This is a genomic window from Yersinia sp. 2466 StPb PI, from assembly GCF_041538325.1.
GTDB classification, from domain to species: Bacteria; Pseudomonadota; Gammaproteobacteria; order Enterobacterales; family Enterobacteriaceae; genus Yersinia; species Yersinia enterocolitica_E.
In genome coordinates this window covers 4,252,582-4,267,651 of sequence record NZ_JAULSL010000001.1, presented here as the reverse complement: position 1 = coordinate 4,267,651, position 15,070 = coordinate 4,252,582, and the positions used below count along the sequence as shown (strand labels likewise).

Genomic DNA, 15,070 nt, shown 5'->3' with positions numbered 1-15,070 from the left:
TATGCGAGGTTGCACCCAAGGGCGTGGGAGTTGATCTCTGTCATCGCGAATTGCATCGCTAGCGGGTAGCCTTAAGCTCTTTTTGACAGGCAGTGCCAAGATTATGCAGTTGCAGAAATTAGTCAATATGTTTGGTGCGGATTTACAGCGCCGTTACGGTGAAAAAGTGCATAAACTCACGTTGCACGGCGGGTTTAGCTGCCCTAATCGTGATGGAACACTCGGTCGAGGGGGCTGTACCTTTTGTCAGGTGGCTTCATTTGCCGATGAGAACATGCAGCAACAGAGTATTGCGCAGCAGCTAGCGGCGCAGGCAAAAAAAACTAATCGGGCAAAACGTTACCTGGCCTACTTCCAGGCCTATACCAGTACTTATGCAGAGGTTAATGCTTTAGCTGTGATGTATGAACAGGCTTTAGCCGAAGCTGACATTGTCGGTTTGTGTGTGGGAACCCGGCCCGATTGTGTCCCGGATGCGGTATTGGATTTATTGAGTGGTTATCACCAGCAAGGTTATGAAGTCTGGCTGGAGTTGGGGCTACAGACCGCTAATGATAAAACGCTCAAGCGTATTAACCGTGGGCATGATTTCGCCTGTTATCAGCAAACAGCCCGCCGCGCCCGTGCCCGTGGGCTGAAAGTATGCTGTCATTTGATTGTCGGCTTACCCGGCGAAGATAAGCCACAGAATATGGCAACGCTAGAACAAGTGGTGGCAACCGGTGTTGATGGGTTAAAACTGCATCCGCTCCATATCGTGGAAGGTAGCACGATGGGAAAAGCATGGCGGGCAGGGCGGTTGGCGGAACTGGCGTTGGAACAATATGTTGTGACTGCGGGTGAAATGATCCGCCATACTCCAGCGCAGATTGTCTATCATCGGATCTCTGCCAGTGCGCGCAGACCCACGTTGTTGGCCCCGTTGTGGTGCGAGAATCGCTGGACCGGTATGAATGAGCTGAATAATTATATGCTGGCCCATGGCGGGCAGGCCTCGGGGTTGTGAGCGGCTACTGCGCGTGCGTATTCGGGGTTTAGGCTGTGCTCGCCATCCTCACGTAACTGGTATTTATAAGGGCAGGTGTACGCTCCGGTAGCTGCACCCAAACTACTTTCGCGCGCTACGCCCTGGCCTTTGCGAGCTGCCGGTTGGCAGATAATCGGCTTATTTCCCAATCTCTCACCGTGATTTGCAATCTTTTCCACACTTCTAAGCAAGCCATCTTATCTCTTGGCGGTTTTACGGTATGATTTATACCCTTCGTCCTTGAAGCTACAGAGTTGTTAGCTACGCTCGCTCACCCGAATCACTTACTTGTAGTTGACCCTACATGAAAAAGCTTATCGGGATTCGCTTGCTGGCTGCCTACCTGCAACTCCAATGACTTTGGGTGTAGATTCCAAGGCATATTCAGAAACACTGACAGGGGTTGCTATGAAGCAAATCAGGGTATTAGCCCAGTACTATGTTGATTTAATGGTTAAGTTAGGACTGGTTCGCTTCTCACTGCTACTGGCCTCTGTGCTGGTGTTACTGGCCATGGTGGTGCAGATGGCGGTGACGTTGGTGCTGAGTGGCTCTGTTGAAACCCTCGATCTGGTACGTTCCATTTTCTTTGGTTTGTTGATTACGCCTTGGGCAGTCTATTTCTTGTCGGTAGTGGTTGAGCAATTGGAAGAGTCGCGCCAGCGCTTATCGCGTCTGGTTGAAAAGCTTGAAGTGATGCGTTATCGCGATTTAGAGCTGAATAAACAACTGACCGAAAATATTGCTCAACTCAATCAGGAAATTGTTGAGCGTGAAAAAGCGGAAAAAGCGCACCTACAAGTGGTTGATAAACTAAAAGAAGAGATGGGGCACCGTGAGCAGGCGCAGGTTGAGCTGGGGCAGCAGTCGGCGTTATTGCGATCCTTTTTGGATGCGTCGCCAGATCTGGTTTATTACCGCAATGAAGATAATGAGTTCTCTGGCTGCAACCGGGCGATGGAGCTGTTGACGGGCAAGAGTGAGAAACAGCTGGTTGGGCTGACGCCCAAAGATGTCTATGCGCCGGATATCGCCGAAAAAGTGATGGAAACCGACGAGAAAGTCTTCCGCCATAACGTCTCTCTTACCTATGAGCAGTGGCTGGTTTATCCCGATGGCCGCAAAGCCTGCTTTGAACTGCGTAAAGTGCCCTTTTATGATCGTGTTGGTAAACGGCACGGATTGATGGGGTTTGGGCGTGATATAACCGAGCGTAAGCGCTATCAGGATGCGCTGGAGAACGCCAGTAGGGATAAGACTACCTTCATCTCAACAATCAGCCACGAGCTGCGTACGCCGCTTAATGGCATTGTTGGCCTAAGCCGTATCCTGCTTGATACCGAATTAGACAGCGAACAGCTAAAGTATCTGAAAACCATTCATGTCAGTGCTATTACTCTTGGGAATATCTTCAACGATATTATTGAGATGGATAAATTGGAAAGGCGTAAAGTCCAGCTTGATAATCAGCCAATTGATTTTACAGGTTTTATGGCAGATCTTGAGAACCTTTCGGGCCTGTTGGTTCAGCCAAAAGGGTTGAAGTTCATTATGGAACCGCAATTGCCGCTGCCGGAGAAAGTGATTACCGATGGCACCCGCTTGCGCCAGATTCTGTGGAACTTAATCGGCAATGCCGTGAAATTTACTCAGCAAGGTAAAATTGTGGTGCGGGTACGGCGTGAGGGGAGTGACCGTTTGATCTTTGAAGTAGAAGATTCAGGTATGGGCATCCCCGAAGATGAACAGGATAAGATTTTCGCCATGTATTATCAGGTGAAAGATCGCAATGGTGGCCGCCCGGCAACCGGTACTGGCATTGGTCTGGCGGTATCTAAACGCTTGGCACAAAGCATGGGGGGCGATATTACGGTGAAAAGTACCCAAGGGGCCGGTTCATGCTTTACCTTGACCATTAAAGCACCTGCGGTGCAGCAAGCCGCGAGTGTGCCATCAGGCGATGACATACCTCTGCCTGCGTTGCATGTATTGCTGGTGGAAGATATCGAGCTGAACGTCATTGTCGCGCGCTCGGTATTGGAGAAATTAGGCAACAGCGTTGAGGTGGCAATGAATGGCCATGATGCACTGGCGATGTTTAAACCTGATGATTTTGATTTAGTGCTGTTGGATATCCAGTTGCCGGATATGAGCGGGTTGGACATTGCGCGCCAAATTCGGGCGGAATATGTGGCAGAGTCATTACCGCCACTGGTGGCATTGACCGCCAACGTACTTAAAGACAAAAAAGAGTATTTAGATGCTGGGATGGATGACGTGCTGAGCAAGCCGTTGTCAGTTCCTGCGCTCACGGCGATGATTAAGCAATTTTGGGATCATAAGCCCTCAACCTCGGCGAAAAAACAGGAGCATAAAGTGATGCAAACCCATGAATCGTTACTTGATACTGCAATGCTGGAGCAATACATCGATTTGGTTGGCCCACAATTAATTCATCAAAGCCTGGAAATGTTTGAACAGATGATGCCCAGCTATTTGTCGGTGTTGGACTCAAACATGACGGCACGGGACCAAAAGGGTATTACCGAAGAGGCGCATAAGATTAAAGGTGCTGCCGGTTCTGTCGGTTTGCGTCATATCCAGCAGCTTGCACAGCAGATCCAAACCCCGACACTGCCAGCATGGTGGGATAACGTGCAAGATTGGGTCGATGAATTAAAATTAGAATGGCGCAATGATGTGCAGGTGTTACGTGAGTGGGCGGCGGAAGCTGAAAAAAAATAACCCCGACCGAGGCCGGGGTGCGCGAATACTGCGCCAACACCAGGGAAATCGTCAACCTGCGATACTCGTCATACTTCAAGTTACATGTGCGTTGGCTGATTTCATTCACCCCAGTCACTTACTTATGTAAGCCGCTGGGGATTCGCTCAGTTACCGCCTTCCAGTAATTCGAAATACTTAGGGTATATTATTTCGATTTCGAGTGGATTCGCAGGTTGTAAGGATTCTTCCATACATCATACAAGCAACAACATAGCAAATGTAAGCGCTCTTGTTACAAGATTCATTAAAATTTGTGATAGAGATTCGTCTTTGTCACTAGAACGGGTTAAGCGATTGACAGAGTAAGAAAAGGAGAGGTGTGATGAAAACGGTCGGTGTAGTGCTTAGTGGATGTGGGGTATTTGACGGTGCTGAGATACATGAGTCTGTCTTAACAATCCTGGCATTAGATCGTGCGGGCGCAAGTGTTTTGTTCTTCGCCCCCGATAAACCACAACTGCATGTTATTAATCATGTTACCGGCGAAGAAATGGTCGAGAAACGGAATGTGTTAGTGGAGTCGGCGCGCATTACTCGCGGCCAGATTAAGCCTCTTTCTTTAGCCAATTCAGAGCAATTGGATGCCTTGATTGTACCCGGTGGTTTTGGTGCCGCAAAGAACCTCTGCGATTTTGCAACTCAAGGTTCTGAATGTGTTATTGACCCAGATTTATATAAACTTATTCAATCAATGCATAAGTCAGGTAAACCAATTGGTTTTATGTGTATTGCGCCAGTGATGTTGCCAAAACTGTTGGGTAAACCGATCCGTCTGACAATTGGTAACGATCCCGATACTATTGATGCAATTGAAGTTATGGGTGGAGAGCATGTTATTTGCCCTGCCGATGACGTGGTGGTCGATGCTGAGAATAAAGTGGTCACCACACCTGCCTATATGTTGGCAACATCAATTTCTGAAGCGGCTAAAGGGATTGATAAGTTGGTAACTAAGGTACTGGATTTAACCGAATGACGTTAGCCAGACGCAGATTAAACCAGCTATGGTATTGGGGAAAACGGGGCGTGATCGGCATCGTCACACTGTGGTTGGCGGGCATTTTGATTTTCGCTTTTTTGCCGGTCCCTTTTTCCATGGTGATGATCGAAAGGCAACTGGGTGCTTGGTTGACCGGTGATTTTTCCTATGTAGCGCACTCTGACTGGGTGCCGATGGATGAAATTTCGCCTTACATGGCGCTAGCAGTGATGGCGGCTGAGGATCAAAAATTCCCCGAGCATTGGGGATTTGATGTGGGTGCTATCGAATCGGCACTCTCCCATAATCAGCGCAATCAAAATCGTATCCGAGGTGCCTCGACTTTGTCACAGCAAACAGCGAAAAATCTGTTTCTTTGGGACGGGCGTAGCTGGGTGCGAAAAGGGTTGGAAGTGGGATTGACCGCCGGTATCGAACTGATATGGACCAAGCGCCGTATTCTGACGGTGTATCTCAATATTGCCGAGTTTGGTGAGGGCATTTTTGGTGTGGAAGCCGCTGCACGCCATTTCTTTAATAAACCCGCCAGTAAATTGAGTGCTTCAGAAGCCGCCTTGCTGGCAGCGGTCCTGCCTAATCCACTGCGTTTTAAGGTTAATGCGCCATCAGGTTATGTTATTTCCCGCCAGCAGTGGATTTTACGCCAGATGCGGCAGTTGGGTGGGAAAGACTTCATACAGGCGAATGATTTAGATTAATGGCTTGATGTTTTGGATAGCTAAAAATGGGCCTGGATTTCTCCCGGCCCATAATAGGATTTCTCTTTCTAACTAATTGATTATTTTACAATAGTAAACGCAGTGGTGACGTGCTTAACGCCACTAACCTGGCTGGCAATCTGTGCCGCTGATTGCCCTTCCTGCTGAGTCACCAGACCCAACAAGAACACTTCGCCGTTCTCGGTGGTGACTTTCACATTTGAAGATTTAACTGAATCTGCGGTCAGTAACTGTGAACGAACTTTGGTGGTGATCCAGGTATCCATTGAGGCGGTAGTCAGATCAACCGGCTTGCCTAAGCGCATCTCGTTATACACTTCCGTTGCGCCATCGACACCTGCGGCAATTTGTTTGGCGCGGTTAGACAGCTCTGCGGTTGGCGACTGCCCGGTCAGCAAAACTTTCCCTTGATAAGCGGTCACCACAAAGCGTGTTTGGCTTTTTATCTGCTGATCTTTGCTCAGCGCATTGACGACTCTGGCCTCAAGTGTGCCATCGTCTACCTGAGTGCCGACAGAGCGTGGGTCTGTGGCAGATTTAGTCGCAACGGCTGCGCTGCCGACAACCACGGCACCGACACAGCCTTGCAATAGCAGGGCGCTGAATAGCATGGCAAAAATATAACCAACCTTCATTCGTGCTCCTTTAATCGTCCTGATGAGGAAATAGAGTGTTATCAATTAAGTCACACAAGCAATTCACTGTGAGCATGTGCAATTCTTGAACGCGTGCACTGCGGTGCGAAGGTATACGGATTTCAACATCCTGCTGACCCAACAGGCCAGCCAGCTCACCGCCATCGTAACCGGTAAGGGCAACGATGGTCATATCACGGGTTACAGCTGCTTCGACCGCTTTCACAATATCACGGCTATTGCCACGAGTGGAAATAGCGAGCAAAACATCACCAGCATGGCCGAGTGCTCGTACCTGCTTGGCATAGACCTCATCATGTAAACGGTCGTTGGCAATAGCGGTCAGAACAACATTATCAGCATTTAACGCAATTGCAGGCAGACTTGGTCGTTCTGTTTCAAAACGGTTTATCATGCTGGCGGCAAAGTGCTGCGCGTTAGCCGCTGAAGTCCCATTGCCGCAGCAGAGAATTTTATTGCCGTTGAGCAGTGACTGAACCAACGTCATTGCTGCACGGGATATGGCATCAGGCAAAGCCTCAGCCGCGGCAATCTGGGTTTGAATACTTTCTGTAAAGCAGCCTTTGATTCTATCCAGCACGTTGATTTAATCCACTCAGTAAAATTAATATGCCCTTGGTACTTGAAGCCGCAGGGGTGTTGGCTACGTTCGTTACTCGACTCAGCCAGTGGAGCAATGCAAGTGACGTTAAAAATGGTTTACAACCAATTTGTCATTCTCTTGCCGGCAACCAGCGACTCCAACGTCTTAGGGCATAGCCCGGTAGTAAACCGGAAAAATTGTTAATCCGTATTGAAAGCATTAGGCAGCCACTCTACTTGGCTACCCGTGATGGCAAAAACATCAAAACGGCACGATGTTGTGGCAAAACTGGCGCCTCGCTGTGCCAGCCAAATGGTGGCAGCCCGGAGTAACCGCTGTTGTTTGCTGTGAGTGACGCTGGCAGCAGCGCCACCAAATAGGGCATTACGCCTAAAGCGAACCTCAACAAACACCCAAGTTTCCCCGTCGCGCATAATAAGGTCAATCTCACCACATTGGTAGGTGACATTAGCCGCCTGAAAAATTAAACCAACCCGCTCCAGATAGCTGCGGGCCTGATTTTCGTAATGTGTGCCAGTGTTCCGTTGGCTCATATTCCCTTCTTCCTTGAAGTTGCAGGGTTGTTAGCTACATTCGTTACTCAGCCCGTCCATGGGCCTCGCCTCTGCGAGGCCGCTGCAAGCAGCGTTCAAATCTGTTCCAGACAGATTTGTCACCCGAATCACTTTACGCCGCCGGTACTACCATACCTTGACGGTATTGCAACCAAGGCAGCTTACGGGTAATAACACAATCGGCTGATGCCGTTAAATCACCGGTTGTACCGCTGACCTGGAAACCAGGAATTTGGCGCATTTGCGCAAAATGATTCGATAATGTCCACGCATCGATCCCCATGGCGTACAGACGCACCAGCGAATAGTCGTTGGCATATTTAGCCGACGCCTGCTGCATTAGTGCTGGATTAGCACCGGCCATCAATGGAATATCACTAAACTGAATGCCTTCCATCTCCAAACGGTAATCCGGGCCAGCACCGGCCTGATAGCTACGTGAACTGGCAAATAGCGCCGGTTTGCTACGCGAGCTGGTGGCCATATCAATCATTGGTTTAATCAGTGTCAGTTCAGCCGGAGTCGCAATGATATAAACTGCATCAATGTTACCACCAGCGGAAGTGGAAACGACGGGCGCATCTACTGGTGGTGCCGGGATTGTCAGACCTGCAATGGTGACAGATGCCGGTGCCGCAGCAGGCGTGCCTGAAACGGCAACTGGCTGGCCAGTTAGCCGGATACCCGCACCACTGTTGATAGCTTGTTTCAGTTCAGCAGTTGAACCGAAGTTTTGCTGCAATACTGTTTGCCCACCCTGTTTCTGCCACTCTTCAGCGAAGGCTTTGGCGATGCGATCACCAAAGGCACCGCGCGGGGTCAGCAACAATGGCATTCTCTTTTCCTGCCCCCATAAATGATGCGCGGCATCGCGAGCTTCATCTTCTGGCGATAAGGCGAAGTAACAGATGTTGGGACTGTTAGTACTGGCTTCCGGCTGATTTAACGCCAAGATATTCAATGTACTTGTTGTGGCCTTCAGTTGTTCAACTTCAGGTTTAAGCAGTGGGCCGACAACCAAAGTCGCGCCATCCTGCTGGGCCTGAGCCAGTAATGCCGCAATAGGCTGCGTTGTTGTGTCGTAGACCTTTACCTGTGCATTGTTGGCGGCAACAGGAGCAGCTACCGGCGCCGGTGTGGTAATCGGTGCTACCTCAGCAGGTGTTGCAGCGGCGGTATCAGTTGGCGTGGTTGCTGCTGTATCGGGGGGCGCAGCAGCAGGTGCGGCTACCGGTAACCCATTTTGAGCGGCAGTGAAACCTTGCTGGATAGCATCGGCAAATACCTGTGCCGGGCCACTGAGTGGCAGCAACAGTGCAATTTTCGCCGTCGAGGCCTGGCTGAAGTTACTGATCTGCGTTAATCCCGTTGGCAGGGTTTTCGCTGCCGGGTTTTGAGGATAACGGTTCTGCCAGTCTTTAATAGCGGCTTTCAGTAGCTCGGGATCTTGTTTGTTATCCTGATACACACGCAGTAAATCCAGCCAACCTTGCAGCACGTTTTCATCTGCATTAATCACAATATTGTTCAATTCTTGTGGTGTCAGTTGTGCCAGCGATTGCCAGGTGCCATCAATATTGTCCTGATGGGCTTTATCTTTCAGTAAGGGTTCCTGAGCGATAAACGCACGAATCAGTGGCAGAGTAGCTTTACCTTGATTGGCGGCAATTTGCGCCTGATAGAAACGAACTTGCTGGTTAGCCGAGAGTTGGGTCGCATCCAACTTACCAAGAATATCAGCAGCAGCAGGGTTATTTTTCTGCGCAATCAGCAGTTCTGCGGTCAGTAATTGCTGTTCCTGACGTTGCGTATCGCTCAGATTAGCCGGTAGTGTACCGAGCTGTTCTGCCGCCTGAGGCGTTTTCCCTTCACGTAACAGGGCACGAATGGCGAGTAATTGCCAGTCAGCCTTGTTATCATCACCACTCTGTTGCAACTGTTGCAGATAATAATCAGAGTTCGCGCTTGCTTCGTCCTGTATATTTGCGGGTGGCGGCGTCTGTGGCGCTCTGCCTGAACAGGCTGCCAGAATCAGTGCGGCCAGAACTACAGGGACAAGCCCTGCTTTGGAACGAACGAATGTTGAGGAAAGCATACTGTATCCAGTGATGTTTTTTTCAAGATGCTCAATATTAAATCGGTAATTCGGATGAAACAATGAATCAACACGATCGAGCAGTGATTTCTGCATCTACGCTTTATGTGGTACCCACCCCAATCGGTAATTTAGGGGATATTACCCACCGGGCGTTAGAGGTACTGAAAGGCGTTGATTTGATTGCGGCAGAAGATACACGCCATACAGGGTTGTTATTACAGCATTTTGCGATCAACGCCCGCCTGTTTGCACTTCATGACCATAACGAACAACAAAAAGCCGATCATTTGCTGGCGAAACTGCAAGCAGGCCAGAGTATTGCACTGGTTTCAGATGCAGGTACGCCACTTATCAACGATCCGGGCTACCACTTAGTGCGCCGTTGTCGTGAAGCGGGCATCAGGGTGGTGCCACTCCCGGGCGCTTGTGCGGCGATTACAGCACTTTCTGCCGCCGGTATTGCCTCGGATCGTTTTTGCTACGAAGGCTTCCTGCCTGCGAAAACCAAAGGACGTAAGGATACTCTGCAAGCGCTGATTGAGGAACCTCGAACACTGATCTTCTACGAATCAACGCATCGCTTGTTGGAAAGTTTACAGGACATGGTAACCGTACTTGGCCCACAACGCTATGTGGTACTCGCCAGAGAATTAACCAAAACTTGGGAGTCTATCCACGGCGCACCGGTTGGCGAGTTGTTGGCTTGGGTTCAGGAAGATGAAAACCGCCGCAAAGGCGAAATGGTCTTGATTGTCGAAGGACATAAAGTACAAGCCGATGATGCTTTACCGGCCGTTGCGTTACGTACTCTGGCATTATTGCAAAAAGAGTTGCCGCTGAAAAAAGCCGCAGCGTTGGCGGCAGAGATTCATGGCGTGAAAAAGAATGCGCTCTATAAGTACGCACTTGAGCTGCAAGATGGTGCTCAAGAGCAAGCGGAAGATGACATTCAACAGTAATGTGATTATAATCCGCCGCGGAGTTGACCAGACAGTCGCCGCTTCGCTGCCGTCCCTTTCGGGGGAGACAGGTGAAGGGGAGGAAAGTCCGGGCTCCATAGGGCAGGGTGCCAGGTAACGCCTGGGAGGCGCAAGCCTACGACAAGTGCAACAGAGAGCAAACCGCCGATGGCCCGCGTAAGTGGGATCAGGTAAGGGTGAAAGGGTGCGGTAAGAGCGCACCGCACGGCTGGTAACAGTTCGTGGCAGGGTAAACTCCACCCGGAGCAAGGCCAAATAGGGGTTCACATGGTACGGCCCGTACTGAACCCGGGTAGGCTGCTTGAGCCAGTGAGCGATTGCTGGCCTAGAGGAATGACTGTCCACGACAGAACCCGGCTTACCGGTCAACTCCACTCATTCCACAAGACCCCGCTTCGGCGGGGTTTTTGTTTTGTGCGATATGGTTTGCGGGATGTCTGTTTTATCTTAACGCTGATAGCGTAAGGCATCCACGAACAACGAAAATGCGGTGGTATGTTGCCGGCGGCTCGGGTAGTAAAGGTAATAACCGGGAAAAGGCTCGCACCACTCTTTCAGTACCCTGACTAAGCTGCCACTGGCAATCTCAGCTTTTACCGCATCCTCTGGTACGAATGCCAGACCAAAACCCATGACGGCGGCATCAATGCGTTGTCGCAAACTGTTAAAGGTCAGTTGCCCATCAACACGAACTCTTAATTCATGCCCCTCTTTTTCAAATTCCCACGCATAAAGGCCACCCATTGTCGGCAAGCGCATATTGATGCAACGATGATTTTGCAGATCTGCCGGAGTGGTGGGTATGCCATATTTAGCCAAATATGAAGGTGAGCCAACGACAGCCATACTCATATCCGGCCCAATCCGTACCGCAATCATATCTTTTGCTACCTGTTCTCCAAGGCGGATGCCGGCATCAAACCGCCCGCTGACAATGTCAGTTAAGGTGTTATCGACCGTGATTTCCACATTAATGTCCGGGTAATCGGCGAGAAATGATTTCAGTACCGGCCAGAGGGTCGAGTCCACGGCATGCTCGCCAGCAGTAACGCGAATATTCCCCGCAGGCCGCTCGCGCATTTCGCCTAAGGCATCCAGTTCACTCTCAATTTCTGCAAAACGTGGTCCCAGACTATTTGCCAGTCTTTCGCCCGCTTCTGTCGGGGCAACGCTGCGGGTCGTGCGGGTCAATAAGCGAAGCTCAAGTCGTTCTTCCAACCCACGAATGGAATGACTTAAGGCCGATTGTGAAACCCCCAGTTTTGCCGCCGCTTTGGTGAAGCTTCGCTCCCTGGCAACCATAAGAAAGGAAATTAAATCGTTAAAATTCTCTTTTAACATCAGTCTCTATACCTGTTTATCTGCCTGTGTGTTCCAGTATAGTTAAATTTATGAGTTAAATTCATATACACATGCGCATTTATCCATCTAATCCTCTGCTCGGACATTTGCTACCTTTTTTGCTACCGACATTTATTTAATGAATGCCTCGTAATGACAAATAAATTACAAGTAGGAGTAAAAGAAATGCAAAAGCGCACATTGGGTCGCAGTAATCTCGACGTGTCCGCCATGGGCTTAGGCTGCATGGGGATGAGTTTCAGTTATGGTCCGGCCGCCGATAAACAGGAGATGATCTCTTTGTTGCACAAAGCGGTGGACCTTGGCGTGACATTCTTCGATACCGCAGAGGTCTACGGGCCTTACACCAATGAAGTATTATTGGGTGAGGCGCTGGCACCTCTGCGCGATAAAGTGGTGATTGCGACCAAATTTGGTTTTCAGGCTGATCCGAACGGCGGGCCAAAATGGATCGGTTTAAACAGCCGACCAGAGCATATTAAAAAAGTGGCGGAAGCCTCACTCAAACGGCTGAAAACGGATGTTATTGATCTGTTTTATCAACATCGCGTCGATCCCAATGTACCCATTGAAGATGTGGCCGGTGCAGTACAGGATTTAATCAAAGAGGGTAAAGTAAAACACTTTGGTTTATCTGAAGCTGGGGCGGCGACCATTCGCCGAGCTCACGCTGTTCAGCCGGTAACCGCCCTGCAAAGTGAATACTCATTATGGTGGCGTAAGCCGGAGCAAAAAATCATACCAACGCTGGAAGAACTTGGCATTGGTTTGGTGCCTTATAGCCCACTGGGTAAAGGTTATCTGACGGGTAACATGAATCAATCAACCCAGTTTGCCAGTGATGATTTTCGTAGCACGTTACCACGATTTACTCCCGAAGCCTTGGCCGCTAATCAGGTGTTAATCACCTTGATTCAGCAGGTCGCTCACCAAAAGGGTAGCTCGCCTGCGCAAATCGCTCTTGCCTGGTTGCTGGCGCAGAAACCCTGGATTGTACCGATCCCCGGTACGCGCAGACTGAATCGGTTAGAAGAAAATATTGGTGCGGTGAATGTAGAGTTGACCACTGCTGATCTGCAACAGATTAATAACGCGGCTGCACAAGTAACGATAATGGGTGATCGCTATCCCGAAACATTGGAGAAGCTTACTGGATTGTAATTTGTTCGCTTAATATCAGAGCAGAAATAGAGGCAGGATTGCTACTTTACAGGCCTATACTCTCTAGGTAGCAATTTCCTTGAAACTAACTTTCCCTATACTCAAACCGTTTACCCTCGACGTTTTTTAAGGTTTATCGAGCTTCAAATCACAGTGTTTATGATACCGGAGATACATCATGACGATAAAAGTTCTCGGTTATGCAGCCAAATCCGCACAAGTTCCCCTTGCCCCACTCGAGTTTACCCGTCGCGATCCGCGTCCTGATGATGTGGTGATGGATGTGCTCTATTGCGGTGTCTGTCACTCAGACCTGCATCAGGCGCGTAACGACTGGGGGTTCAGCAGCTATCCGCTGGTACCCGGGCATGAAGTGGTTGGGCAAGTCACTGCCGTGGGTAAAAGTGTCACGAAATTCAAGGTGGGTGATTTTGCCGGAATTGGCTGCATGGTGGACTCCTGCCGAGTGTGCCAACCCTGTCAACAGGGTCTGGAGCAGTATTGTGCAGAGGGCAATGTGCAAACTTACAATGGTGTTGATCGTCACGACCATACACCAACCTATGGTGGCTACTCACAATCCATTGTAGCTTCTGAAGATTTTGTGCTGAAAATGCCTGCTGGTTTGGATTTGCAAGCTGCCGCGCCACTACTGTGCGCCGGTATTACCACCTGGTCGCCGCTGCGCCATTGGAAAGTGGGTAAAGGCAGTAAAGTCGCGGTAGTTGGCCTGGGTGGCTTGGGTCATATGGCATTAAAGCTGGCGAATGCATTAGGGGCTGAAGTGACGCTCTTTACCCGTTCACCGAGTAAAGAGGCTGATGCTCGTCGTTTAGGTGCACATCATATTGTGTTATCCACCGATGATGCACAAATGGACGCGACCAAAGGGCAATTCGATCTGATTATCGATACCGTGCCTTATGTCCATGATATCAACCCGTACATGCCGACACTGAATGTGGATGGCACCCTGGTATTTGTTGGTTTTCTTGGTGATCTTAGCCCAATGATAAACACCATGCCATTGATTCTGGCACGGCGTTCGGTGGCCGGTTCATGTATTGGCGGCATTGCTGAAACACAGGAAATGCTCGATTTCTGTGCTGAACACGGCATTGCTTCAGATATAGAGATGATCAAGATTCAGGATATCAACGACGCCTATGAGCGGATGCTGAAAAGCGATGTGAAATACCGTTTCGTGATCGATATGGCGTCGTTAAAACCGTAATTATACTGGGAGTCACGCGGGGGGAACCTCGCACTTTTCCCATTAAATCTTAGCTGGCGTGCTCGCCCATATTCACGCAGGCAAATCGATGAGCAGGGCACGCAGCGGCGTTTCAGCTTTAATCACCAGATGCCGTTCTTCTTGTACAAAAGCACCATCACCGCAGGTCAGGCGCTGAGTTTCACTGGCTTGCGGCCCATCCACCGTTACTGTTCCGTGAATGGATTGCAGATAAGCCCTTGGGCCGTGTAGGTCAATGGTGTACTGTTCGCCCGCGGCTAAATCCAGATGATGAATCCATACTTGCTGACGCAGTTTCAGGCTGCCCTGCTCACCGTCAGGAGACGCTAGTAGCCTTAGTGGCTGCGTGCATAATGACAGGTGCTGGGCGGGATTGCTTTCCTGCTCAGGGCAGGCATTGAGCCATAACTGAATGCGAGTTAATGGCTTATCAGTACTCAAATTATGCTCGCTATAGCTGACACCTGATTGAGCAGAAAAGAGCAACACATCGCCAGTTTTACCGCGCACATAGTTACCCAGACTATTTCGATACTCAGCCTCACCTTGTAAAATCAGGTTTAAAATATCAACCTGCGGATAAGTTCGTGGTTGAAATGAGGATCCCGGTGCTAACACTTCCTGATTCAAAACGCGCAGTGAGGCATAACCCAATAGCTTCGGGTCAAAATAGTGGCCGAATGAGAAAGTATAACGGGCTTGGAGCCAACCATAGTCAGCTTGCCCGCACTGTTTTGCTGTTCTGCATGTGATCATGACAATGATTGCCCTATCCTGATATTAATTGATAAAGAGATGGTAAGCGTCTGGACGACGGATTGTTAGCCAGTTAATCTGGTCGCTATATTCAAATTTCCTGATTGAGAA

13 protein-coding genes and 1 other RNA gene are annotated in these 15,070 nt (G+C 49.7%); 8 read left to right on the top strand and 6 right to left on the bottom strand.

Annotated elements, in window-relative coordinates; all coding sequences use genetic code 11:
• Positions 1 to 103: 103 nt before the first annotated feature.
• From Q2T72_RS19305 to mtgA, 4 genes are all read left to right on the top strand, one after another.
• Positions 104 to 1,006, top strand: coding sequence for a TIGR01212 family radical SAM protein (locus Q2T72_RS19305; RefSeq protein ID WP_372569694.1), 903 nt, complete (start codon positions 104 to 106; stop codon positions 1,004 to 1,006).
• A gap of 429 nt (positions 1,007 to 1,435) precedes the next feature.
• Positions 1,436 to 3,772, top strand: a complete 2,337-nt coding sequence (gene arcB, locus Q2T72_RS19300) for an aerobic respiration two-component sensor histidine kinase ArcB (RefSeq protein WP_083162300.1) — start codon at positions 1,436 to 1,438, stop codon at positions 3,770 to 3,772.
• Positions 3,773 to 4,136: 364 nt separating this feature from the next.
• Positions 4,137 to 4,790 carry an isoprenoid biosynthesis glyoxalase ElbB gene (elbB, locus tag Q2T72_RS19295; protein WP_083162302.1) on the top strand — a complete coding sequence of 218 codons (654 nt, stop codon included), beginning with the start codon at positions 4,137 to 4,139 and terminating at the stop codon, positions 4,788 to 4,790.
• Entirely contained in the window at positions 4,787 to 5,512 is a 726-nt protein-coding gene (gene mtgA, locus Q2T72_RS19290; RefSeq protein WP_083162304.1) for a monofunctional biosynthetic peptidoglycan transglycosylase, read from the top strand. The genes elbB and mtgA overlap by 4 nt, the downstream gene beginning before the upstream one ends.
• 80 nt (positions 5,513 to 5,592) lie before the next feature.
• On the opposite strand, the gene dolP is transcribed toward mtgA, so the two are convergent.
• The 4 genes from dolP to Q2T72_RS19270 all read right to left on the bottom strand — a co-directional run bounded on the left by dolP (position 5,593) and on the right by Q2T72_RS19270 (position 9,442).
• On the bottom strand, positions 5,593 to 6,168 hold the full coding sequence (gene dolP / locus Q2T72_RS19285) for a division/outer membrane stress-associated lipid-binding lipoprotein (RefSeq protein ID WP_005166550.1): 576 nt from the start codon (positions 6,166 to 6,168) through the stop codon (positions 5,593 to 5,595).
• Positions 6,169 to 6,178: 10 nt separating this feature from the next.
• Complete coding sequence (gene diaA / locus Q2T72_RS19280) at positions 6,179 to 6,769, bottom strand: DnaA initiator-associating protein DiaA (protein ID WP_004710884.1); 591 nt, start codon at positions 6,767 to 6,769, stop codon at positions 6,179 to 6,181.
• 203 nt (positions 6,770 to 6,972) lie between these two features.
• A complete protein-coding gene (locus tag Q2T72_RS19275; protein WP_083162306.1) occupies positions 6,973 to 7,326 on the bottom strand; it encodes a YraN family protein in 354 nt (117 codons plus the stop codon).
• A gap of 133 nt (positions 7,327 to 7,459) precedes the next feature.
• A complete protein-coding gene (locus Q2T72_RS19270; protein WP_372569693.1) occupies positions 7,460 to 9,442 on the bottom strand; it encodes a penicillin-binding protein activator in 1,983 nt (660 codons plus the stop codon).
• Positions 9,443 to 9,504: 62 nt separating this feature from the next.
• On the opposite strand from Q2T72_RS19270, the gene rsmI reads away from it, so the two are divergent.
• Both rsmI and rnpB read left to right on the top strand, forming a co-directional pair.
• The gene (gene rsmI / locus Q2T72_RS19265) at positions 9,505 to 10,404 is read left to right on the top strand and encodes a 16S rRNA (cytidine(1402)-2'-O)-methyltransferase (RefSeq protein WP_083162310.1); all 900 of its coding nucleotides are present in this window, start codon (positions 9,505 to 9,507) and stop codon (positions 10,402 to 10,404) included.
• Between the two features lie 19 nt (positions 10,405 to 10,423).
• Positions 10,424 to 10,802: RNase P RNA component class A (gene rnpB, locus Q2T72_RS19260), an RNA gene on the top strand.
• 70 nt (positions 10,803 to 10,872) lie between these two features.
• Here the strand turns inward: rnpB and Q2T72_RS19255 are convergent.
• Entirely contained in the window at positions 10,873 to 11,766 is an 894-nt protein-coding gene (locus Q2T72_RS19255) for a LysR family transcriptional regulator (protein WP_372569692.1), read from the bottom strand.
• Positions 11,767 to 11,952: 186 nt separating this feature from the next.
• Between Q2T72_RS19255 and Q2T72_RS19250 the strand changes: the two genes are divergently transcribed.
• Positions 11,953 to 12,948: an aldo/keto reductase gene (locus Q2T72_RS19250; protein WP_372569691.1), complete on the top strand. Its 996-nt coding sequence runs from the start codon at positions 11,953 to 11,955 to the stop codon at positions 12,946 to 12,948.
• Between the two features lie 178 nt (positions 12,949 to 13,126).
• Complete coding sequence (locus tag Q2T72_RS19245) at positions 13,127 to 14,182, top strand: NAD(P)-dependent alcohol dehydrogenase (protein ID WP_083162316.1); 1,056 nt, start codon at positions 13,127 to 13,129, stop codon at positions 14,180 to 14,182.
• A gap of 72 nt (positions 14,183 to 14,254) precedes the next feature.
• Here Q2T72_RS19245 and Q2T72_RS19240 read toward each other — a convergent pair whose 3' ends face one another.
• Positions 14,255 to 14,959, bottom strand: a complete 705-nt coding sequence (locus Q2T72_RS19240) for a pirin family protein (RefSeq protein WP_083162317.1) — start codon at positions 14,957 to 14,959, stop codon at positions 14,255 to 14,257.
• Positions 14,960 to 15,070 lie beyond the last annotated feature (111 nt).

Bases quoted from the DNA above. Each gene is read 5' to 3' on its own strand.
- Q2T72_RS19305 (WP_372569694.1), top strand. From the start codon at position 104: ATGCAGTTGCAGAAATTAGTCAATATGTTTGGTGCGGATTTACAGCGC.
- arcB (WP_083162300.1), top strand. From the start codon at position 1,436: ATGAAGCAAATCAGGGTATTAGCCCAGTACTATGTTGATTTAATGGTT.
- elbB (WP_083162302.1), top strand. From the start codon at position 4,137: ATGAAAACGGTCGGTGTAGTGCTTAGTGGATGTGGGGTATTTGACGGT.
- mtgA (WP_083162304.1), top strand. From the start codon at position 4,787: ATGACGTTAGCCAGACGCAGATTAAACCAGCTATGGTATTGGGGAAAA.
- dolP (WP_005166550.1), bottom strand. From the start codon at position 6,168: ATGAAGGTTGGTTATATTTTTGCCATGCTATTCAGCGCCCTGCTATTG.
- Q2T72_RS19275 (WP_083162306.1), bottom strand. From the start codon at position 7,326: ATGAGCCAACGGAACACTGGCACACATTACGAAAATCAGGCCCGCAGC.
- Q2T72_RS19270 (WP_372569693.1), bottom strand. From the start codon at position 9,442: ATGCTTTCCTCAACATTCGTTCGTTCCAAAGCAGGGCTTGTCCCTGTA.
- rsmI (WP_083162310.1), top strand. From the start codon at position 9,505: ATGAATCAACACGATCGAGCAGTGATTTCTGCATCTACGCTTTATGTG.
- Q2T72_RS19255 (WP_372569692.1), bottom strand. From the start codon at position 11,766: ATGTTAAAAGAGAATTTTAACGATTTAATTTCCTTTCTTATGGTTGCC.
- Q2T72_RS19250 (WP_372569691.1), top strand. From the start codon at position 11,953: ATGCAAAAGCGCACATTGGGTCGCAGTAATCTCGACGTGTCCGCCATG.
- Q2T72_RS19245 (WP_083162316.1), top strand. From the start codon at position 13,127: ATGACGATAAAAGTTCTCGGTTATGCAGCCAAATCCGCACAAGTTCCC.
- Q2T72_RS19240 (WP_083162317.1), bottom strand. From the start codon at position 14,959: ATGATCACATGCAGAACAGCAAAACAGTGCGGGCAAGCTGACTATGGT.